We start from the raw sequence: 23,495 nt of genomic DNA, 5'->3' as shown, positions 1-23,495 counted from the left end.
TTATTATTGCTTTTTAAAAGAGAATTTTCGTCGTGCGTTTGGATTTGTGAAAATTAATAAAGCTACACAAATAATTAGTGAAATGATCGATATAATCATACCTAATTTGAAGTAAGGTGTAACGTAAGTCATTTCGATTACATGTGAACCTTTTGTAATGGGAACACCGATAAAGGCAGAATTTGCTTTTGTAAATTCTGTTTCTTTTCCATCAACTTTTATAGTCCAGCCTTTACTATATGGAACCGATAAATATAGTAGACCATCTTTATTTGAATTGATGTCCCCTTTTAAATAATTGTTTTTATAATAAATATTTTCAAGCTTATTTTCAGTTAATTTTTTTGTTTCTTTTTGTACACTTTCATAGTTTACGATATTTGCTTGTAAGTCCCCTAATTCATACTCACCTGCGTTATCAATAGAAATAGTTAGGTTGTCTGGGCGATCAGTGCCTAAATTATAAACGAACCTTTCTAATGGATATGAGTATGCGCCAGCATCGTCACCTTTTCCTAGCGTTTTTCCATTAACAGTTGCATTGAATGTACCTGTATTTTTCAGTTTTAATTCTATCAGTAGGTCACCAGGCGTATTAGGATAATTGATAGGTACGATCATATTTCCAAAACCATGAACAATTAATTTATTTCCCTCTTTTTCCATGTTTTCGAATTTTGCCTTTTCCTGTTTAATAGATATTGCCTTTGATTTAAGGTCTTGTTTATTAAAATGGTTTAATGAAAATTCTTTTGTATTATTAACGACAACAGCGTGTAATAATAATTGATCACGCTGAGCGAAGTTTAATTTAGAAAACTCCTCTTCACTTATAGCCGAATCATATACATATCCTAACGGTAAAGCATAATCATTTTTGTAAATATTATATGGTCCCACTTGCTTTAATAGTTTATATCCATAAGGTATATTCTTTGGATCTGTATTAGCGCTTAATACGCGATATTTTACACCTAGCATATTTTCAAGTAGTAGTCGACTATCAGCTTGATAAAACATTGAAGGTGTATCGTAGTTTTGGTATACGCCGTATTTATTTTTCATAAAGTCATGGACATAATAATTAACTAAACTTTGATACGTACTTACGCCATGATATCCTTGTAGCATTGGTGCGTTATATTCACTACCTGGATTAAGAATACGATAAAAGCCTTTATCATGTTCTTGGATGTAGCGGATTGCATCAATTTCTTCTTTATTATCATAGCCTGGTTCGTGTAACTTTTCAGTTGAAATCTGGCTCTGTCCATAAACCGTACTAAGTATATTATTCGCATACATATAATTCATAGAAATTGTGCTAACGAGTATGTTTAATATAACTAAAAATTGTATGAAAGATCTAGAAATATAGCGCCATAGACATACTGTAATAACAGAAAAAATGACAGTTCCGAGTAAAATGTTATCAACGTCTTGTAAAGGTTTATCAGTTACATTTATATTTGCTTTTCTATAAAATGCATAAATGAATAATCCAATAGACACTAATAAACTTATTAAATAAGGTAATTTGTAGTCTTTCTTATGAATAATCATCCAATCTAGAATGTATGCAATTGTTTGGGCAATTACAAATACAAATAAATAAAACCACCTAGATTGCATTGCTGAAAAACCATTAAACACAGAATATGTATATGGAAGCATAAACAGAATAAACATGAAAAACGTAAAGAATACTTTGTTTTTAACAAGTTTATCACGTATAAACATTCCAAATACGATTAAGAATAAAATTAAAGCTGGTAAAGCTAATTGATGATTTTCAGCACTATACATGAAGAAAATATTTTCCATTAAATCTTTATAAAATTTATCTTCAAATAATAATGGTATTTCAAACTTTTTTGATAGTCGATCAGCGCTAAATACGGCATTAACTGATGGGAGGAAGCAAACGGCGGCTAAACCGAGTGATAGTCCGTACAGTAAGCCGATTCTAATGTAATAGGTTAGAAAAGAGATAATCGTTTTATTTTGCTGTGTTGCAAAGTATTGGAACAATGCATAAATGAACAGGAAAATACTTGTGATAAAGGCAAAATAAAAGTTTGATGCTAACATTAAAGTAGAAGCAATTAAGAAAAGTCCTCGCTTCTTTTCAATAATATATTTATCAAGCCCCCACATTACTAATGGTAAAAATACAATGGCATCAGCCATGAAATCCCATAGTAAAGAATGACGCATGAAAGTAATGCAGCCACCATATATAATAGCAGCAACAAAAGATGAGAATACTGTTTTATTATGATAACGTAAAGAGCCATACATGAATAACATAGCTAAAAAGTTTTTTAAAATACTCATGTATAATTTCACATCATATACTTGTTCAAGACTTAGTTTAGGTAGTAACAGTGTAATCCAGAAAAACGGTGATGTGCTGTAATAATAACTAAACTCTCCAAATAAATCTCCACCTAAACCATAATCAAAAGACCAAAAAAGGTTGCCATCTTTAAAGGCATGTTGTAGAAGGAACGTAAAAAAGCCAAATTGACGTAACGCATCCCCTGTACCAGAAAAGGCTTGGTTAGATGTTAAAAAGAAATAATGAAAAGCAAAAGCGCACAATAATAATATTGGCATAATTATCATTGTTTTCTTGGAAAAGAATGTATTATTCGGCTTTATGCTCATAAAAATTGATAATCCTCCTTTGAAAGTCGTTACATGTAGCCACTAGTTTTTAGGTAGCATATAAAAACACACCAATTTTTAAAGGTGTGTTCTTTAGTTTTAACATGAGAAAATATATATTTTTGTTGAAGCATATATATTTTTACAAGTGTTGAAGTTCATAGTTTATATGTAATTTAGTATAAGGCATTTTCAGAAAGTAAGTCAATTTGAGCTGGAATATATAGCATTTTTTTACTGAAGAAAAATGATGGTATATAAAAAAAGCAAAAAGCTTTTCCATCTTTAAATAGGAAAAGCTTTTTGCTTTTAAGTATGTTTGCGAATGAGCTTTTGTTTTATAAACCCTAAAACGAATCCACGTATTTGAGGATCAATTCCAATTCCAATCATACCGTATAGTATACCAGTAAGAGTTAAAGCAATTAGTGGCGGTAAGTTGATTAATGCAATTCGGTATATACCGTAACTAATAATAAAGGCTAAGGAATTAAATATAATTCCTTTAACTAATAATTGCATACCTTTACGAATAAAGAGGGTAAATCCAATTAATAGTGTAATTTCGGTAAGGATAGCTGCGGCAGCTGCCCCCATCATTCCATATTTACTACCTAATACAATATAACCTATGATGGCAACAACTAATCCAATAGTCATTGTTGTTGCACGTTTCCATTGCTGGCCAATCGTTGTTAAATTGTCAGCTAGTGGATAGTTAATTGATTGTAAAATAACCATAAACGCTAGAATAGCAAGAGCGCCTCCGGCGGGAGCATATTTTTCTCCTAATAAACTAACAATCCAGAAACTTGGATCAGCAATAAAGGGGATAGAAATTCCCATTCCTAAAAAAGACATAAGTTTTAGTTCAAAGCTTGATAATTTTCTATGTTCTTCAATATTTTGCTCATTACCAAAAGCAAAAAGCCTTGGATAAAAGGCAGCTGCAATTACTCCAGGTATTTGATATAGTACGGCAGGTATTTTATATGCAGCACCAAAGAATCCAACTTGCTTATATGTTGAAACTTTTTCTAATATAATAGGCCCTAATTGTGGTAAGAGCATAATGATGATTCCATTGATTGTGAAAATAAGTAGTTGATCTAAAATACCTTTATCCCAACCTTTATGGACTTTCGTATAGCGTATTGTCATTATAAAGGCAATAACACCTGTTACAAGACTAGATACCCCGTACATGGCAGCAACCATCATAAGTGACCATTGAAAAGACATCCCTAATAATAGGGCAGCAGCAGCTGTTACACCTTGTAGTACAGAAATAATAGCTGTAAATTGCATGCGCTCTGTAACTTGGAAGTAAGCCATACCAACACCTTGTAAGGTTGCTCCGAACATCGTTGGTAGAACAACCCAATATACCATCGCACGTAAGTAAGCGTCAGGATAGAAGAACTGGGCAAAAATAGCGAAAAGTACAGAAATTACGATAGCTAATATTAAACGAATACGTAAATAACTACTTATTAGTACGCTAATATTAGCATCGCTTCTTGTTCCTTCACGCATAAATGTATGTGTTAAACCTGCATCTGTAAAGTAACAAATAACAGCTGAAACAGCTAATGCAGTTGTAAACATACCGTAATCCTCTGGAGAAACATATCGTGCAAAGAGAATTGTTGCAATAGCTAGTACAAAGCGAACAGTAATGTTTCCTACAAAGAGGTAGGATGCGTTTTTTAAAATTTTATTTGTTTTCATGAGAAAAGACCTTTCTATTCTTTAGGATCTCGTTAGTTTGTCCTATTTGTAATTTGATCTGTTTACAGAAAGAGGGAGTAGCATTAAATTTTTGGTTTAAGAAAACAAAAATTTAATTCGTACAAACCAAAGCATTGCATATAGCTTTTTACTACGCTTTCCGTTTTTTGAATAGATTTTACGGCAATATTTCTTTATATCTTTTTTAATTAATTTGACTTGTGATTTATCTAATTGAGAGTTTTCTTTAATGTATATACAAGCATTATTGATGACTGTATAAGGAAATAAATAAGTCTCAAGGATTTCAACAAGTGATTGAGGGTCTTTTGTAATGAAATCTTGAGATTTATTATGTACCCAGTCTTTCATACGATTGAATACTTCCAGTTCTTTTGTTGTTTTTAATTCATAATCTTTATACTTAGAAGAAAGATTTCCTTCTGATAAGATTCGATAATATGTTAAATACTCATCTACATAGCATACATTTGTCACACTCATTAGTTTAAATAAAAACTCCAAATCTTCTCCCCAACTACATCCTGGCGTAAAACGAATGTTATGATCCATAACGATAGATCGTTTGAAAATCCAAGTACTTGTTTGAGCGACAACTTGATGTGTTAAGAACGCTTTTGTCATATCGCCTTTAATGAAGTTTGTTGTATGCTCAACTTTCTCGCCTGTTTCTTCGTAGAAATTCATATAACCACAATAGCACGCGTCCATCTCGTTTTTATGCATACTTTCGACTTGCTTCTCAATTTTAGTTGGATGCCATAAGTCATCACTATCAAGGAAAGCGACATATTCTCCGCTAGCATTTTCGATACCTGTATTACGGGCTACCGAAACACCTTGGTTTTTTTGATGAACGTATTTTACTTGCCCTGGGTATTTTTCAGCAAGGTTTTTCACGATAGAAGGTGATTGATCTTTACTCCCATCATCTACAATTACAATTTCAATGTTTTTATATGTTTGATCTAGTATTGACTGCATCGTTTCTTCAATATATTTTTCCGTGTTATACAGGGGTATGACAACAGAAACAAGTTGCTTTTGTTCCATCATAGAATTTTTATCTCCTCAAGTTTTTTATGTCTTGCATCATATATACAAGCCTTTTGAAAGGAAGAAGATTACAAGAACATCTGTATAAGTTTAACGCATATAAACTTTGTAAATCAACTTTCTATTGTTGTACTTTGTATAAAAAGTATTTATTATAGAACATATTGTGTTGTAAAAATATAGAAATATATTTTGAAAATTATGTATCTGAAGGGAGAAGATGAGATGTTAAGGCGATTTACTCGCAAATCTAATATAATCCTTTTAGGGATTATTATGATAGTCGGTTTTGCACTTCGTTTTGCAACTTTACAAACACATGGTGCAGATTTATCTATAGCTAGTGATGATATAGGTTATCAAAAAACGGCAAATATTTTATTGGAAACAGGGATGTTAACGTATCATGAACCAGATAAACCAACGATTCATATCATGCCGGGTTTTCCAGCCTTATTAGCTGCTGTATTTTATTTTTTTGGAAATGGCAGTGAAGGTCTTTTTGTAGCAAAATTAATTATTATCCTCTTAGGGGTACTTAGTATTTTGCTAACTTATAAGATTGGTACTTATTTATTGAATCCTGCTGCAGGATTAATAGGTGCTTTCTTATTAGCTGTGTATCCTCCAGAGATTGTTATGGAAAATTTAACTTTAACAGAAGGGCCATTTCTATTCCTTTCATTAGGATTAGTATATTGGAGTTTAAAATTAGCTGATACTCATAAAACAAAACATCTTCTGATAGTATTAATTTTCTACTTTTTAGCACTGTACCTCCGCGTACAAATTGCCTTATATCCAATCTTACTATTTGGGTACCTTTTAATGAAACGCTACCCATTCCGTATTATGATGAAGCAAGCGATTATAAGCATAGGAATAGGGCTTATCGTACTTGGACCATGGTGGGCGCGCAATTACATTCAATTTGATAAATTTATCCCACTAACTGCTGGGGCAGGGAATCCGTTATTACTTGGAACGTATCAAGGGAAAGGCTACCCAGAAGGTAAGGATATGGGGGAACTTGAAATAGAGTTACATGCAAAGTACCCTAATCTTGAAGCACATGAATTTATGGAATTAGAAGAAAAAATAGCGATTGATAAAATGAAAGAATGGTGGAAAACTGATAAGGAATCTATGATAGAGAGTTATATAGTCTTGAAGCCAGAAATTCTTTGGAAAAAACCGTATTATTCTATAGAGCATAATATTGAAGTGTTCAATGTTTCTGCAAAGGATATGAATGAAATATATAATTTTATTAAGACGACGTTTTTAATATGTACAGTACTTTCGTTTATCTGTCTTTTAAAAAGGTGGAGAGAGACTACATTTTTATGGTCAATCCTTTTATTGCAAACAGCTTTAACATGTTTTTATGTTGCATATGAACGATATGCATTACCGTTAATACCATTCTTATTTATTATAATTGGAGTAGGGACCGTGGCAACGGTTATGAAAATTAGTAAATTATTAATTAGAAAAAAATAGTTTGTAATAAAAAACATCTTAATTTTTTTAAAAAATTAAGATGTTTTTTGTATATATTCATATTTAAATAGAAAACTATTCATTATCGGTTTCAGGTTGCGTTACTTTTAATTTTTGCTTTAATAACGCATAATCTTGCGTTAACGTTACAAGTTGATGATGTAATTTAGAAATTTTTCTTGTTAAGTCAAAAATTAAGATGAAACAGAATAATAGTCCAAATAAGAATAAAACAGATGGAGGATATTCTACGTGTAATAGTTGTCCAATCCAATTTATAATTTTTTCAGTAGAACTTAAAATTGCCATTGAAACACAAACGAAAATCCATAAAATGGCATATTTAGTTTCTAAAGCTCCACGACGAATGGAATTAATAATTAATAAAAATAATAATAGAATGAAGATAAATGAAAAGGTAATTATAGGCATTTATTATCAACCTTTCACAATTTTTTGCATCAATATAGCGAGACTTACTTTAATCATGTAATATGCAGATTTAAGGGGTGTAATAGAAGATTGTCCCCCTTGGCGCTCTTGCATATTTACGGAGATTTCATTAATGCGTAATTTTTTCTTTTTTAAATGAATAAGGACTTCTGGTTCTGGATAATCTTTTGGATAATTATGTGCAAAAATCTTAATTACTTCTCGATTGATAGCACGATACCCAGAAGTTGGATCCATAAAGGTTTGTTTTGTTAGTACTTTCAGTAGAGCAGTAAAATAAAAAATACCAATTCTTCTGGAAATACTACCTTTATAGGCTGTTTTCTCTGTAAAACGTGAACCTAGCACCATATCGCATTGGTCTTCAGCAATAGGTTTTATAATTTTGTACAAGTCATCAGGATTATGTTGCCCATCAGCATCGAACTGAATCGCAATATCATATCCATTCTCATAAGCGTATTTATAACCAGTTTGTACAGCTGATCCAATACCTAGGTTATATGGTAAGTTCACAAGATGAACAGGAAAATCATTTACGATTTGAGCTGTTTTATCATGTGATCCATCATTAATAACGCAAATGCTTAATCCTGTAAAATGCTGTTTTAGTTTTAATAATCTTGTTAATGTATCTGCAATTGCTTCTTCCTCGTTATACGCAGGAATAATAATTAACGTTTTTGGTATTGAAATTGGTACCTCAATAGACATTATCGCACCATCCCTTATATACTTAATTATATTATAATTATTTTTAAACGAACCTTATCTAATATACCATTAATAGTATAGCAAAATAAAGGAAAAACTGGTGGGTTATTTAGGAGGCAAACAGTAAATAAAAGATAAGAGATAGAATTTTTTACGATAAAAAAATACATGCAAGGATGAAATAAACCTGTGCATGTATGAAGTGAGAGTATCGTATTATATATTCCATGGCTTACTTAAAGTTAAAACTTCAGCCATCTCTTTACTTTTTAAACGTCCTTTTTTTCTATTTTCCGCGCGTTCTAAACCGGTTGTGTGTAACCAATGTTCTTCCTGAGTTTCAGGGAGTACTTGTGGTACGGACGAAGGTTTTCCATCTTTTATTGCCACAAATGTAATGAAGCAAGTAGCAGCAATTCTACGCTCGCCTGCTAATAAATTTTCTGCGATTACTTTTACGAAAACTTCCATTGAAGATTTCCCTGTATAACATACAAATGCTTCATAACAAACAGAATCAGCTTGGTGAATTGGAGTTAAAAAATCAACTGAATCAATAGATGCTGTTACGCAATGTTTACGACTATGTCTTGCAGCCGCAATTGAAGCAATACTATCAATTTCTGCTAATAATTTCCCTCCAAAAAGTGTTTGGTGATTATTTAAATCGTTAGGAAAAACACGTGTTGTTTTAATTGCTTTAGATTCTCGCATGAATTTCTTTTCCATATATTCAGCCCCTATAGTCTGTTTTCAATCAGAATAATATGTGTAAGTGGATTACTCATATTAGATATTTAATAAAGTAAAGCGTATTCCAAAAGAGGATTATTTAAACTTCTGTATTTGTATTCATGTAACTGAAAGAAAATTTATTTTATCTAAAATGTAGTGTAAAAGAGGATTCGCTTACATTGCAAGCAAAAAGTAATGACTATGTATTTGTCATAGAAATTCCCTATCAGCCGTGTACCCATTCATGATAGAATCGTTTTGTTATGAATGGAAATAGAGGTGCAATGGACATATGAATCATATACAAACAAATTTTTCATCTTTCTTCAATAAAATTACGATTGGTGCGATGCTTGCATTTTTTGTTTATAGTTGTTGGACAGCATTTGAGACAAGTAAGCAATTTTTTGGGGGAAGTACAACAAGTGTAACAATCATATTGGCAATTTTCGTCATACTCATTTTGTTAGTGGCATCAATTCTACAATATCGTTTTACAGACAAACAATTTCTTATTTTTCTTATAAGTATATCTATAGTTGTGAGGCTTAGTATGCTGTTATTTGTAGACGCTCCAATAATTGGTGATATGAAAGTGATGTATGAGTCTGCAAAGGAGATTGCAATTGGTAATAATATAGGGACTGTAACTCATTTGCCGTTTATTATATATGAGTCAGTAATTATTCGCATATTTGGTGATACATTATTCGCTTTACAACTATTTAATGTGTTATTTTGCGCAGGAACTGTATTTTTTATTTATCGTATTGCGGCAATGGTTTTTGGAGAAGAATGCGGTCGTATTGCTTCCACATTTTATGCTCTGTATATTCCAAATATATTCATGAGTTCCGTATTAACTCCTGAGTCACTTGCAATATTTTTATTTTATTTTGCTTGCTACATACTTTTATATAAAGGATTAGATCATCCTTATATGTGGGTGTTTTCAGCGATTTTATTTGCATTTAGTAATATGATTTTCCCAATGGGATTATTTCTTCCTATTTTTATCACGATATATGTATTATTAATTGAAGTGTTTCAATCAGCAACGAAACAAAAAGTGTTACTAAAGATGATAGGGATACTTATTCTATTTTATAGTGCTCATTTTAGTGTGAATTATGGAATTAAGACAATGGGACTGTCACAATATACGATTACGAATGAGACGTATGTTCAATCTGTCTTAATTGGAAAAACGCAACATGAGGAAAGAGTATCGAAAAATCAAAGTGTAACAGAGCATATTGATCAAAAGTTAAAAGAGATTGAGGGAGAAAGATTTAAACTTTTAGAACCGATGATAAATCAGTTTTCAGATGAGGGAATAAATTCTATTCTTTTTAAATGTGAAAAACTGATATATATAGCCGTAACATTGTTTATGACTATAGCTCTATTGCACTTCCTTATTAAGAAACAACAAAATGAGGGATATATGTTGTTCTTATTTTTAACTAGTGGCTACGTATTGTTAAAGCTCTTCCAAGTAGATATGGCATATTACAATGTAATTATGCCAGCATTGTTTATTTTGCAGAGCTTTGGTGTTTATATGAGTTATGTGTATTGTCAAAAAATATTTTTCAGAAAATAAAAAGAATCCAGTTTGGATTCTTTTTTTATGGATAGAAGATGAAAGCTAAGAGTCAGCAGGGATAAAATATCTCTACTGACATAAACTTCACTCTATCGATTTAATTCCAGTTGTAAACTATCGGCTGTTAGAGCCATTTTTGAGGAATCGTCTTGAATTCCTTTCATTACTTGTGAAATGGTTTCTAACTCATTTTCAATTTTTTTATTCTGTTCTTTCGAGTTAGACATGTCTTTTACGATTTCTTGGAAGTATTGATCCGTTGCAGACATACTATCAGTTCCTTCAGATACGAGAGAGCTAATTTGTTTCACGGAAGAAGAGACACGAACAATCTGTTCATTTGTTTTTTCAACGAGCTTTGTAACGTTAAATATAGATTCTTTCGTTTGCTCTGATAACTTTCTAATTTCTCCAGCTACAACAGAAAAGCCTTTGCCAAATTCCCCAGCACGCGCAGATTCAATTGCAGCATTTAGTGCGAGTAAATTTGTTTGCTCGGCAATTGATTTTACAATATCTATAATTTCGTTAATTTTGTTAGAAATATCGAGAAGTTCATGCGTATCTGTAATAATCGTTTCCATGTTCGTTTGAATGTATTCCATTCGTTTATTTTGCTCATTTAATTGTTCTTTACCTTTATTTGCTTTTTCTTCTGATGTTGTAGCTAATGACGTACCTGTTTTAGCAATCTCTACAATCGTTTCAGATTTAGCGGTTAACTGCTGAATAGAAGCGCTTGTTTTTTCAGATACAGATGCTAGTTCTGTTGCAATATGTGTAATGGTCATAGCTGTTATTTCTTTTTCTTTTTCAAGTTCTTTTTGCATTCGTTCATATTCAGATTCATAAGCCGCAATAACGAGTTCTTGTTCAAGAGTAAATAATTTATTTATTACGTTTATGGAATAAGAAAAATCGTCAATTGTTGTAATTTTCGTTTTTAAAATCTTCATGATAGAGCGGAATAATTCTTGATAAGCGGCAGTATACCATTTTCTATGTAACCCAATTTGTACATGTCTTTTGGCAATTCTAACACGTTGTTCAATAAAGTCTTCATGCATATCTCCGCTAAATAATTCTTTTATATGTGTTTTTAAAGTTTGCTTTAGTTTTGGAATAGAGCTATAACGTTCGATAATCGTAATTAAATTAGGCTGTTTTGTAATATTGGAATAGAATTTTTCAGTAATCCAATCAATTTCTTCATAAATAAAAGGCTGTAGTACCTTTACGATTTGTAAATCTTCTTTTGAAATATGTAGCATATCCATTTGAATTTTCAGTTCAGAATTAGTAGGAACGTTAAAAGTGATTTGTTGATTCTTACTTAATTCAAGTATACTGACGTTTGTTTTATTGTTATGTTTTTTAAAAACCCCAAGCATCGTTCTTCCCCCTGTTTGTAAAGCGTTTTCATTTTTTAGTTCTAATATAATTATATATTTTTATATACAATTACTCTATATTAGTGTGTAGAATAGTATATAAATTAAGAGAATTCCATATAGAATTCTCTTAATGACCTTTATTAATTTTAGCATGTGTTTTAAAGAAAACTGGGAAATGTACATTATATATGACAGTGACAACACGAATAATGAATGTTACTAGTAAACAAACATAGAAAGCCAATACGTGTGCCCCCATTGCATATGTGATTAGGAAACTAATTGCCCCTAAAATAGAAGCGATGGCGTAAATTTCTTTTCGGAATACGTAGGGGATATCTTGAGCGCAAATGTCACGCAAAATACCGCCTCCAATACCTGTAATGACTCCCATTGAAACAACTAAAAATGAGGCGTCAACATGATGTGACATTGCCGCATTTGCACCAATAGCTGTAAAAACACCTAAGCCAACAGCATCAGAAAGCATAATAACAACTTGAAGTTTATTGATACGCTCAAAAAACATACAAGTAAATAATGCTGATAATACGCTTACGAAAAAGTAAATGGGTTTAACAAATGCGACGGGAGGCAGGTTACCGATCATAATATCACGAATAATACCGCCGCCGAGCGCAGTAGCTACAGCTAAACAAAGGACACCAAATAAATCTAAATCTTTTTTTAAACCAACTAATGTACCAGAAATGGCAGCGGCGATAATGCCAAGAAACGTAAATATATCGATTAATAACATGGCCTTAATCCCTTCCTCTTAAAGATGTTCCAGAGAAAAAATATACACTAAAGTATTGGAAATAACAATTACTTTTCGCTACATGTAGAAAAACGGATAAAATACATAAAGAAAGCGTTTGAAAATGTTTGGAAAATAGCTATAAAGTAATTTGAAAAAGATATGAAAAGATTAATTTTACATTTTTTTGATGTTACCTAGTTGGTAAAATGTTACAATGTTAGATATGTTGTTTACATCTGTATAAAATGATAAAAAAATATGTATATACTGACAAAAATAAGGGGATGGTTGTTAGATAGCTTTTGTAAAAATAGGGAGTATAGCTAAAGGACAGTAATTTCTATTACTGATTAATACTTGTCCTGGCTAGTTTTAGCCGGAAAAATAGTTCTCGATTTGAATATGAGTTATGTTATAATTGCTAGGTGTGTTTGAATGATAAAAAATTATGATTAAAAGATAATGTTAAGATTTTGTATGGAGGTCTTGGAATGTTAGCAAATCAAGCTAGGGTTAGATTTGAGCGTTTTTTGCTCTTTTTTATTATTTTACAGCCTGTTTTAGATTTATTAACGTCTCTTAGCATCACTTTATTAAAGTCAAGTGCTACCGTTGGAATTTTAGTAAGATTCCTTATTATGGCTGTTGGTGGTATTTACATTTTAATTCAGGCAAAAGAGAAGGAAAATAGAAAGTTTTTAATTTATCTTATATTATTAGCCGGAGTTTTAGGGGTAGGATTTATTAATAATAAACTAGTTAAGGATCCTATTGTACTTGGTGAAGAAGTTAAATTCGTTGCGAAAGCATTATATATATATATCATGCTGGGATCATACATTTTAGCTTTAAAATCATTGAAAAAGAAAGTTAATATTAGTGATAAGGTTCGAAATAGTATTGTATATGCTACATTAATCATTAACGCAATTATGGTTATTTCTATTTCAACATCTACTGACTTTGGTAGTTATGAATGGATGAAGGTAGGTTCTCGAGGTTGGTTCTATGCAGGGAATGAACTAGGTTCAATCTTAGCTATTATTTTCCCTATTGTGGTACTATATTCTATTCAAAAAACAAAGAGCTGGAAACACGTTTTATATTGGATTCCATCGCTTTTAATGATTTACTCATTAATTCAGGTCGGTACGAAAGTAGGAATGGGCTCAATTGGTGCTACGTTAGCGGCAGCAATCGGAATCATTGTACTACAATTATTATTTGATAGAAAAAATCCAAACAAAAGATCTCTTGTGTTTAATGCATTCATTGCTATTGTCCTATTAGCTGGTGTAGTTGGAACGTTTAAACAAACGCCATTAGCACAAAATATGGGTATTCACAATAACTATTTATCAGAGCAAAATGTGGCACAGCAAGGTCAAAAGGAAAAAGAAATTAAAGAAAAGCTGAAAAAAGAGCAAGAACTTAAAGCAAAAGAAGAAAATCATCATAAAGTTGAAAAGCCAGAAGAAAAGGCGAAGATAGAAGAGGAAGTTAAGAAAGAGCTTGAGAAAGAGCAAAAGAAAGAAAATCAAGAAAATCTTATTTTCAGCGGACGTCAAGTATATGAAGAAAGACATAAGCAGTTCTTTAAAGAAGCGCCAATGTCACAAAAGCTATTAGGAATGGGTTATGCAGGTAATTTTAAATATAATGAACAAAAGCAGCCAGATCCAAAGCTAATTGAAATGGACTTCCACGATTGGTTTTATGACTTTGGGATTATTGGTTTTGCATTACTAATGATTCCATTTATTTATTACGGCTTAAGAATCCTACTAGTATTTATTACAAGGTTTAAAGAGATATTTAATATAAAATATGGAATGATTGCAGCAAGCTTATTGTTAGCATTAGGTATTGCTTATATTGCAGGACATATTTTAACAGCACCAGGAGTTGGGATTTACTTTGTAGTGGTGTTAGCTTATCTAATTGTAGACTTAGAAATTGAATGATCAAAATAAAAGCTAACTTTTGTTAGCTTTTATTTTTTAGTACAGTAAAATAAAGATAGATGGAAATGTAGCGAGGATTTAAAGGAGGAAAAAATATGAGGATATTGCATATGAATGCAGGAGCAGAAGATGGGGGAGGGAAAACACATATTATTTCACTTCTTGATCAGTTTCCAACTGGTGAAGTAGAATTAGCGGTATTTGAAGATGGAATTGTTGCGAAAGAAGCAAGAGAGTTAGGGATAAAAGTCCATGTGTTTTCACAAAAATCTCGCTATGATTTATCCATTTTAAAGAATATAAGTGAATTCATTAATAATGAAAAATTTGATATAGTTCATACGCATGGTCCTAGGGCTAATTTCTATGTTTCTTTAATGAAAAAGAGAATAACGGCAAAATGGGTAACGACTATTCATAGTGATCCATTTGAAGACTTTACTAAACAAGGCTTAAAAGGTTGGATTTTTACTAAGTTAAATTTGAAAGCTTTAAAAAATATAGATTTATTTTTTGTTGTAACAAATAGATTAAAGAAAAGTTTAGCTGCTTTAGGTATTTCTAATGAAAAGATGCATGTTATTTATAATGGAATTGAATATGATAAGGAAAAAGCAGAAGGTTATAATAAAAAAGAAATGTTCAATATTGATGAAGATGTATTTACGGCAATCCAAGTAGCACGATTGCATCCTGTGAAAGGACATGAAGTTCTATTTGATGCGTTACAACAAACAAAATTAGAGAAAATTAAAGTATTGTTAGTTGGCGATGGCCCGTTAGAAGAAAATCTAAAGTCATTGGCTACTGAAAAAGGGATTAATAATAAAGTTGAGTTTTTAGGGCATCGTCAAGATGTAAAACAATTATTTGCGTCGTCACATGTAAATTTATTAACCTCCCATAGTGAAGGATTCCCACTAGTTTTATTAGAAGCGGCAAATCAACGCGTACCATCAATTGTGACTAGGGCTGGAGAAATTGAACCATTAATTGTAGATGAAACGTACGGATGGATTGTGCCAACAGGTGATGGAAAGGCATTAGCATTAGCTTTAGAAGAAGCGTATGATAAGTGGAAAACTGGAGAATTAGCAGCAATGGGGAAACATATTTATGAGCATGCTACTATGAACTTCTCACTTCAAAAACTATATGAAGATACAAAGGAAACATATAAGCAATTAATAGCGAAAAACTTGTAATGATAGAGAGGATAGTTAACTATGGCAGTACAAACAGTTGATATTCTGGGTGTTCCTTTTTCTACAATGACAATGGATGAAACGGTCCAATATTTAAAAGAACAACTAGAAGTGGAGCGAACACATACCTTTCAGGTAGTAACAGCAAATCCTGAAATTGTTATGTGTGCAAAAAAGGATGAAGCATTCCATCAAACATTATTAAATGCAGATTTAATTACACCTGATGGTATTGGAGTCGTAAAAGCAAGTAGTATGTTAGGTACACCTGTAAAGGAACGTGTAGCAGGTTTTGATTTAATGTGTAATTTACTTGCATCGTTATCAGAAGATAGTAAACCAGTATCAGTTTTCTTATTAGGTGCAAAACCGCATGTTGTACAAGCTGCAGCAGATCATCTAACGAAGACATATCCAGCTGTATCTATTGTTGGTATACAAGATGGGTATTTTAAAAAAGAAGAAGAAGAGAATATCGTTTCTCGTATTCAAGAAGCAAAGCCGGATTTATTACTTGTCGCACTTGGTTTCCCAAGACAAGAGAACTTTATCCAAACGAATAAGCATCGTTTAGAAACGAAAATGGCTGTTGGAGTGGGCGGAAGTTTAGACGTATGGGCTGGAGAAGTAAAACGCGCACCAAAATGGATTCAAGCAATCCATTTAGAGTGGTTTTATAGATTGTGTAGTAATCCAACGCGCTGGCGTCGTCAGTTAGTATTAGCGGAATTTTTAAAAGAAGTCATGCGTTCGAAAAAGTAGCGTCCTATCGCTACTTTTTTATTTGGCCATTTTTGATCAAGTAAGGTTTTTATCATCTATTACTCATTGCTCCAGCTGAATTTTGAGGCAAGGGTCTTACTGGGCGCTCAAATAGTGGGATAAGTATTTTATTTTTTGGGAATGATGAAGGAGAATTTTTTACACGAAAGTATTTTACTTATACAATTCACACATGTAAAATGATGTGTAAAGACAGCTGTGTAAGGAGGACTTCTTGTGGGTAAGGTGAAAGAAATTTCGAAGCGAAAGCTACTTGGTATAGCAGGGCTTGGATGGTTATTTGACGCAATGGATGTTGGAATGCTTTCATTCGTAATGGTAGCGCTGCAAAAAGATTGGGGATTAAGTACGCAAGAAATGGGCTGGATAGGCAGCATTAATTCAATTGGTATGGCAGTTGGGGCGCTCGTTTTTGGAATACTATCAGATAAAATAGGACGGAAATCAGTCTTTATTATTACATTATTACTATTTTCTATCGGTAGTGGTTTAACTGCTTTAACGACAACACTTGCGATGTTCCTTGTTTTACGATTTTTAATTGGTATGGGGCTTGGCGGAGAACTTCCAGTTGCTTCTACATTAGTATCAGAGAGCGTTGAAGCACATGAACGTGGCAAAATAGTTGTGCTATTAGAAAGTTTTTGGGCAGGTGGATGGCTAATTGCAGCTCTTATCTCTTATTTTGTTATTCCGAAATATGGTTGGGAAGTTGCAATGGTATTGAGTGCGGTTCCAGCACTATATGCTTTATACTTAAGATGGAATTTACCGGATTCTCCGAGATTCCAAAAGGTTGAAAAAAGACCGTCCGTTATTGAAAATATAAAATCAGTTTGGTCTGGGGAATACCGTAAGGCAACAATTATGTTATGGGTTCTATGGTTTTCTGTTGTCTTTTCCTATTATGGGATGTTCCTTTGGTTACCTAGTGTTATGGTATTAAAAGGATTTAGCTTAATAAAAAGTTTCCAATACGTACTGATTATGACGTTAGCTCAATTGCCAGGGTATTTCACAGCTGCTTGGTTTATTGAACGTCTTGGTCGTAAATTTGTTTTAGTTACGTATTTAATCGGTACAGCGTGCAGTGCTTACTTGTTTGGAGTGGCAGAGTCATTAACGGTATTAATCGTAGCAGGCATGTTATTATCCTTCTTTAATTTAGGTGCTTGGGGTGCATTGTATGCTTATACACCTGAACAGTATCCGACAGTTATTCGTGGTACAGGTGCAGGGATGGCTGCAGCATTTGGTCGTATTGGCGGTATTCTTGGGCCGTTATTAGTAGGGTATTTGGTTGCTTCACAGGCTTCACTATCACTAATATTTACGATTTTCTGTGGATCGATTTTAATTGGCGTACTTGCTGTAATTGTACTCGGACAAGAAACGAAACAACGAGAATTAGTATAAGATGAGGCTTTAATCAGTGAGTGGGTTATTCCCACGCTGATTATTGGTCCTTACCGATAGCGGAATAAAAAGGCAGGGGAACCGTGAAGGTTTCCTTTTTTCTGTTTTTTTAGATAAATAATGGTATAGTAAGAAAAAGGGAATGTTCCTTATAAAAGCGAATGTATACAACAGGACATACGGACAAAGGAATTAGGTGGTTGAAGAAATGAAAATTTTACTGATCATGGAAGAAGCAGAAGAGCGAAGAAGTTTAGCTGAAAAATTCACTGAAAATATAAGGAATGTAGAATGTTTTGAAGCAAACACAGGAACAGAATCATTATTTATCATGAAAAAGCATACACCAGATTTTGTTTTTTTGAACTCTAAATTACTAGATGGAACAGGTTTTGAATATGCAAGTTTATTACGTGAAGTAAATTGTTATACGAAATTTATTTTTATGGGTGAAGATATAGAAGAGTCGATTACGGCATTTCGTTTTCAAGCATTTTATTATTTACTACGCCCATTTCGCGAAGAAGATTTGCAATTCCTTTTATATAGAATGGGGAAAGAGCAAGGCGAGAAAGCAAAGAGTTATTTACGAAAACTACCGATAGAAGGTCAAGAGGGGATTCGGTATATTTTTCCTGAAGATATTGTATATGTAAGCAAAAATAAGGAAAACAAAACGGTTTCAATTTATACAACAAATAATCAGTATATTTCAACATATACACTTCAGGAGCTGGAAAATAAGCTAAATGTATATGATTTTTTACGTGTGCATAAAAGTTATTTAATTAACATGTCATATGTACAAGAGTTAAAACCTTACTATAATGGCACATATAATTTGTATTTAGATAAATATGATGAGCAACCGATTCCAGTTAGTCGTAATTATGTGAAAAAACTCCGAAATAAAATTGAATTATAGTAGATAATGCGAACTTTTTAACATGATAAACTAAAAATCCTTCATGATAAGGAGGATTTAAGTTAAATATTCAGAAAATTTAGTACAATCCCACTAAGAAATAGTATTGGGGGGATTGTATGTGAGAACATTGAAGTCGATTTTGCTTTGGGGAGTTATTGCAGCAGTAGGAGCGGGTGCTTTTGGTGTAATAGCTTTATCGCAAGGTGAAACTATTAATGCCGTGTGGCTCTTAGTAGCTGCGGTATGTGTATATGCAGTTGCTTATCGATTTTATAGTAGATTTATAGCGAGGAAGGTATTCGGTTTAGATAATAATCGGCAAACACCAGCCCATACATTAAACGATGGAAAGGACTATGTTCCGACAAATAAATGGGTATTATTTGGGCATCATTTTGCAGCGATTGCCGGGGCAGGACCGTTAGTAGGACCGATTTTGGCAGCGCAAATGGGTTATTTACCAGGGACAATATGGATTATTGTTGGGGTAGTTGTCGCTGGAGCTGTACAAGATTTTGTAATTTTATTTGCTTCGATGAGACGTAATGGTAAATCTTTAGGAGAAATGATTAAAGATGAAATCGGTCCTGTTACAGGGCTCATTGCAATGATTGGCATTTTAGGCATTATGATTATTTTATTAGCGGTATTAGCATTAGTAGTAGTAAAGGCGCTTGTCGGAAGTCCTTGGGGAATGTTTACAATAGCAGCGACGATTCCTATCGCTATTTTAATGGGAGTGTACATGCGCTACATTAGGCCTGGACGGGTTGGCGAAGGGTCAGCAATCGGAATTATCCTACTTATATTGTCTCTTATTGGAGGGCAGTATGTAGCCGAAAATCCAACGCTTGCAAGTATGTTCACGTTTAGTGGTGAAACGATTGCTATTATGCTTATTGTATATGGATTTATCGCATCGGCCTTACCAGTTTGGATGCTTTTAGCACCGCGTGACTATTTAAGCACATTTTTAAAAGTTGGAACAATTGTAGGGTTAGCAATCGGTATTTTAATTGTAGCACCAGATTTACAAATGCCGGCAGTTTCAAAATTTATTGATGGAACTGGTCCCGTGTTCTCTGGAAACTTATTCCCATTCTTATTTATTACAATTGCTTGTGGTGCAGTGTCTGGATTCCATGCTCTCGTTTCATCAGGTACGACGCCGAAGATGATTGAGCAAGAGGGACACGCACAGCCAATCGGTTACGGAGCAATGTTAATGGAGTCGTTTGTAGCCGCGATGGCGATGATTGCAGCTTGTGTATTAACACCAGGAACTTACTTTGCAATCAATAGCCCAGCAGCACTTATCGGTACGGATGTCTCTCAAGCAGCTCAAGTTATTTCTTCATGGGGATTTGCTATTACACCAAATGAATTAAAAGATCTCGCTGTGAACGTTGGAGAGCAAACAATTTTATCACGTACAGGTGGTGCGCCAACGTTAGCGATAGGCATGGCATATATTTTCTCGCAAGTAATAGGTGGAACGGCCATGATGGCATTTTGGTATCATTTTGCAATCCTCTTTGAAGCTTTATTCATTTTAACAACAATTGATGCTGGAACGCGCGTAGGCCGATTTATGATTCAAGACATTTTAGGGCATGTATATAAGCCATTTGGGAAAACGGATTCTACATTAGCAAATGTAATAGCTACAACGTTATGTGTATTAGGATGGGGCTATTTCTTATATCAAGGGGTAGTTGATCCGCTTGGTGGGATTAATACATTATGGCCACTTTTCGGCATTGCAAACCAAATGTTAGCGGGTATTGCATTATTACTTGGAACGACAATTTTGTTCAAAATGGGGAAAAAGGCATATGTTTGGGTGACGCTTATTCCAACTGTCGGATTGCTTATTGTAACAATGACGGCGGGTTATCAAAAGCTATTTCATGAAAACCCTAAAATAGGATTTCTATCTCATGCAAAGGTGTTTCAGGGAGCATTAGATGAAGGGAAAGTGTTAGCACCAGCTAAAAATGTCGCTCAAATGAAGCAAATCATCTTCAACGATTATATCGATGCAGCACTTTGCGGAATTTTTATGATCGTTGTAATTGCTGTATTAATTTCTGCGATTAGAATTTGGATTCAAGTATTAAGAAATAAGCCAATGCTGCTAAAAGAGGCACCATATATACCTAGAGATGAAAGTGAGTCGAGAAACTATGCTTAAAAGACTACGACAAGTATGGGGACAAAGAAAACACTTTATTAGTTTGCTCGTTGGGGTGCCAAGTTATGAAACATATGTAGAGCATATGAAAAAGCATCATCCAGAAGAAGAAGTTGTATGTCAAAAACAGTTTTTTGCAGAAGCGCAAGAAGCTAGATTTAATGCGAAGGGCGGAAAGATATCACGTTGTTGTTAATAAAAGGGCGAATTTTCGCCCTTTTTATTTTTGCTGTTTCACGTGGAACAGCAAAAATAAATAAAAAGCTTTGGGAATTATAGGTATTTCGTATACAATAAAATAAGGAAAGGGATAGATAGAAAAGTAGGGAGATTATTTTATGTTAAAGGACTTATTTGTAAATACAACAATTATTCTTTCCTTTATTTTTGTTGGAGGTCAGATTTTAAGAGATAGGCCGTTAAAAGAAGAGTTCTCTTTTTGGCAGAAATGTGTAGTAGGTATTATTACTGGAATGTTAAGTGTATTGTTGATGTACTTTGGTGTACATATTGAAAATATTATGTTGGATCTACGCTATTTAGCGGTTATTTTGGCAATTATAATCGGAGGTCCGATAGCTAGTAGTATAACAGTTACGATTATTTTGATTACCCGATTATTTTTAACTGAGTATTCTTTAGCCTCTGAATTGGCTTGTTATACGATTATATTGATAGGTGTTGGGATTACTTTCATTTGGCGGATGAAAGCCTCTATATTTACAAAGTGGGTCTGGTTTAATGTATACAGTTTATTTATTTTAGCAGTGCCGCTTTCTATTTTATTTGAGGATATGTCTATAGTAGCACTATATTTAGTTTGTAGTAGTGTTGCAGCATATATCACATTTATAAGTGCAAATTATGTATTGCAATCCAATGAGTTATTTCAAACGATGAAGCAATATGCAACGATAGATGCATTGACAGGTTTAGGAAACGTAAGACAATTTGATTTAGAGATGAATCGTCATATTGGTAATAAGCGTATGACAAATGATTCACTTTGTTTACTACTTATAGATATTGATCATTTTAAGTATGTAAATGATACGTATGGGCATCCTGCAGGAGATGAAGTATTAAAACAAATAGGTTATATTTTAAGAGAAGTTTCACCGTTCCCAAATTTGGCCTTTCGAAAAGGTGGAGAGGAGTTCGCTCTTTTGATACCAAAAAAGGGAATAGCTTATGGAATGCGTACGGGAGAACAAGTTCGTACAGCTGTTGAAAACCATTCATTTCAGTTGTTAAATGGAACAAAAATAAATATTACAGTTTCAGTAGGCATTTCAGTGTATGAAGAATCTCCAGAGCAATTTATTCAAGCAGCTGATGATGCATTATATTATTCCAAAAGAAATGGTAGAAATCAGGTTAGTTCTGCCTCTTAAAGGTAAGATGACCCGAAGAGCTTATAAAAAACACCCACAGAGGGGAAATATATTCACTCTGTGGGTGTTTTCATTTACAGGTTAGACAAGTTCTTTTGATACAACGAATTTACGATATGCACCGTGATGTGTTGGACCTACGTATTCGTTAATCTTGAATGAATAACGGATAGCAGCTGTGATAAATTCTTTAGCAGTTTTTACTGCTTCTTTTACAGGTTTTCCTTTTGCAAGTTCTGCTGTAATTGCCGCAGAATATGTACAACCTGCGCCATGTGTATTTGTCGTATCAATCTTTTCTGATTCTAGAAGATCGAATGTTTCTCCGTCATATAGGACGTCGATAGCAGTTTCTGTACCAAGCTTGCTACCGCCTTTAATTAGGACGTATTTCGCACCTAAAGCGTGGATTTTTTTCGCTGCTTCTTTCATGTCTTCAAGAGAATTAATTTTTACGCCACTTAATTGGTAAGCTTCAAATAAGTTTGGTGTTACGACTAATGCTTTTGGAACTAGAACGTCACGTAAGCAATCATTCGTTTCAGGATGTAATGCTTCATCAGCACCTTTACATACCATAACAGGGTCCACTACTACATTTTTGAAATTATGTTTTTCGATAGTTTCTGCAACCATTTCAATAATTTCTACTGATCCGAGCATACCTGTTTTTAAAGCATCTACTCCAACACCTTCAATTGTCGTTTCTAATTGTGGTTTTAATGTAGAAGCTGGGATTGGGAATACGTTATGTGCCCAACCGTTATGTGGATCCATCGTTACGATTGTCGTAAGAGATGTCATTCCATATACACCAAGTTCTTGGAATGTTTTTAAATCTGCTTGTATACCAGCACCGCCACTTGTGTCAGAACCAGCGATAGTAAGTGCTTTATTTAATGTCATTATGAAAGCCCCCTCAGGTGATATAATGAAAACTATGTTTTCACCATTATATCAAT

19 protein-coding genes and 1 pseudogene are annotated in these 23,495 nt (G+C 33.3%); 10 read left to right on the top strand and 10 right to left on the bottom strand.

The genetic code is table 11. From position 1 onward, the window contains the following. Positions 1-3: 3 nt before the first annotated feature. The 3 genes from ACZ76X_RS22010 to ACZ76X_RS22000 all read right to left on the bottom strand — a co-directional run bounded on the left by ACZ76X_RS22010 (position 4) and on the right by ACZ76X_RS22000 (position 5,478). Entirely contained in the window at positions 4-2,670 is a 2,667-nt protein-coding gene (locus ACZ76X_RS22010) for a YfhO family protein (protein ID WP_479851681.1), read from the bottom strand. Positions 2,671-2,979: 309 nt separating this feature from the next. Further along, positions 2,980-4,401 carry an oligosaccharide flippase family protein gene (locus ACZ76X_RS22005; protein WP_098668564.1) on the bottom strand — a complete coding sequence of 474 codons (1,422 nt, stop codon included), beginning with the start codon at positions 4,399-4,401 and terminating at the stop codon, positions 2,980-2,982. A gap of 96 nt (positions 4,402-4,497) precedes the next feature. Next, entirely contained in the window at positions 4,498-5,478 is a 981-nt protein-coding gene (locus ACZ76X_RS22000) for a glycosyltransferase family 2 protein (RefSeq protein ID WP_479851680.1), read from the bottom strand. A 225-nt stretch (positions 5,479-5,703) separates the two neighbouring features. On the opposite strand from ACZ76X_RS22000, the gene ACZ76X_RS21995 reads away from it, so the two are divergent. Continuing rightward, entirely contained in the window at positions 5,704-6,981 is a 1,278-nt protein-coding gene (locus ACZ76X_RS21995; protein ID WP_479851679.1) for a glycosyltransferase family 39 protein, read from the top strand. A 75-nt stretch (positions 6,982-7,056) separates the two neighbouring features. On the opposite strand, the gene ACZ76X_RS21990 is transcribed toward ACZ76X_RS21995, so the two are convergent. From ACZ76X_RS21990 to ACZ76X_RS21980, 3 genes are all read right to left on the bottom strand, one after another. Then, complete coding sequence (locus tag ACZ76X_RS21990) at positions 7,057-7,413, bottom strand: DUF2304 domain-containing protein (RefSeq protein ID WP_098668566.1); 357 nt, start codon at positions 7,411-7,413, stop codon at positions 7,057-7,059. 6 nt (positions 7,414-7,419) lie between these two features. Then, the gene (locus ACZ76X_RS21985; RefSeq protein WP_098668567.1) at positions 7,420-8,148 is read right to left on the bottom strand and encodes a glycosyltransferase family 2 protein; all 729 of its coding nucleotides are present in this window, start codon (positions 8,146-8,148) and stop codon (positions 7,420-7,422) included. A gap of 216 nt (positions 8,149-8,364) precedes the next feature. Next, a complete protein-coding gene (locus ACZ76X_RS21980) occupies positions 8,365-8,877 on the bottom strand; it encodes an acyl-CoA thioesterase (RefSeq protein ID WP_000412126.1) in 513 nt (170 codons plus the stop codon). Positions 8,878-9,175: 298 nt separating this feature from the next. Between ACZ76X_RS21980 and ACZ76X_RS21975 the strand changes: the two genes are divergently transcribed. Continuing rightward, positions 9,176-10,489 (top strand): ArnT family glycosyltransferase, encoded by a 1,314-nt coding sequence (locus ACZ76X_RS21975; protein WP_479851678.1) that lies wholly within the window; start codon positions 9,176-9,178, stop codon positions 10,487-10,489. 92 nt (positions 10,490-10,581) lie between these two features. On the opposite strand, the gene ACZ76X_RS21970 is transcribed toward ACZ76X_RS21975, so the two are convergent. The 3 genes and pseudogenes from ACZ76X_RS21970 to ACZ76X_RS21960 all read right to left on the bottom strand — a co-directional run bounded on the left by ACZ76X_RS21970 (position 10,582) and on the right by ACZ76X_RS21960 (position 12,646). Continuing rightward, entirely contained in the window at positions 10,582-11,388 is an 807-nt protein-coding gene (locus ACZ76X_RS21970) for a methyl-accepting chemotaxis protein (protein ID WP_479851712.1), read from the bottom strand. Continuing rightward, positions 11,386-11,763, bottom strand: a pseudogene (locus ACZ76X_RS21965) (protoglobin family protein); the annotation flags it as partial. The pseudogene ACZ76X_RS21965 and the gene ACZ76X_RS21970, both read right to left, overlap by 3 nt. 250 nt (positions 11,764-12,013) lie before the next feature. After that, positions 12,014-12,646 (bottom strand): trimeric intracellular cation channel family protein, encoded by a 633-nt coding sequence (locus tag ACZ76X_RS21960; RefSeq protein WP_000924376.1) that lies wholly within the window; start codon positions 12,644-12,646, stop codon positions 12,014-12,016. 494 nt (positions 12,647-13,140) lie between these two features. On the opposite strand from ACZ76X_RS21960, the gene ACZ76X_RS21955 reads away from it, so the two are divergent. The 8 genes from ACZ76X_RS21955 to ACZ76X_RS21920 all read left to right on the top strand — a co-directional run bounded on the left by ACZ76X_RS21955 (position 13,141) and on the right by ACZ76X_RS21920 (position 22,533). Next, complete coding sequence (locus ACZ76X_RS21955; protein ID WP_479851677.1) at positions 13,141-14,613, top strand: O-antigen ligase family protein; 1,473 nt, start codon at positions 13,141-13,143, stop codon at positions 14,611-14,613. Positions 14,614-14,708: 95 nt separating this feature from the next. Next, positions 14,709-15,818, top strand: a complete 1,110-nt coding sequence (locus tag ACZ76X_RS21950) for a glycosyltransferase family 4 protein (protein ID WP_479851676.1) — start codon at positions 14,709-14,711, stop codon at positions 15,816-15,818. A gap of 21 nt (positions 15,819-15,839) precedes the next feature. Then, the gene (locus ACZ76X_RS21945; protein ID WP_479851675.1) at positions 15,840-16,580 is read left to right on the top strand and encodes a WecB/TagA/CpsF family glycosyltransferase; all 741 of its coding nucleotides are present in this window, start codon (positions 15,840-15,842) and stop codon (positions 16,578-16,580) included. Between the two features lie 237 nt (positions 16,581-16,817). Further along, positions 16,818-18,017, top strand: a complete 1,200-nt coding sequence (locus tag ACZ76X_RS21940; protein WP_479851674.1) for an MFS transporter — start codon at positions 16,818-16,820, stop codon at positions 18,015-18,017. Positions 18,018-18,225: 208 nt separating this feature from the next. Beyond that, positions 18,226-18,942, top strand: coding sequence for a LytR/AlgR family response regulator transcription factor (locus ACZ76X_RS21935; protein ID WP_098668574.1), 717 nt, complete (start codon positions 18,226-18,228; stop codon positions 18,940-18,942). A gap of 121 nt (positions 18,943-19,063) precedes the next feature. Next, a complete protein-coding gene (gene cstA / locus ACZ76X_RS21930; protein ID WP_479851673.1) occupies positions 19,064-21,139 on the top strand; it encodes a carbon starvation protein CstA in 2,076 nt (691 codons plus the stop codon). Beyond that, positions 21,132-21,335, top strand: a complete 204-nt coding sequence (locus ACZ76X_RS21925) for a YbdD/YjiX family protein (protein ID WP_000919824.1) — start codon at positions 21,132-21,134, stop codon at positions 21,333-21,335. Before cstA ends, ACZ76X_RS21925 begins: the two co-directional genes overlap by 8 nt. A 142-nt stretch (positions 21,336-21,477) precedes the next feature. Continuing rightward, on the top strand, positions 21,478-22,533 hold the full coding sequence (locus tag ACZ76X_RS21920) for a GGDEF domain-containing protein (protein WP_479851672.1): 1,056 nt from the start codon (positions 21,478-21,480) through the stop codon (positions 22,531-22,533). Positions 22,534-22,614: 81 nt separating this feature from the next. Here the strand turns inward: ACZ76X_RS21920 and pdxK are convergent, their stop codons facing one another. Further along, on the bottom strand, positions 22,615-23,439 hold the full coding sequence (pdxK, locus tag ACZ76X_RS21915; protein ID WP_000174252.1) for a pyridoxine/pyridoxal/pyridoxamine kinase: 825 nt from the start codon (positions 23,437-23,439) through the stop codon (positions 22,615-22,617). Positions 23,440-23,495 lie beyond the last annotated feature (56 nt).

Source organism: Bacillus sp. BC05(2025) (assembly GCF_056725905.1).
Note: the sequence above shows the minus strand (reverse complement) of the source record. Positions and strands in the feature narration are given on the sequence as shown.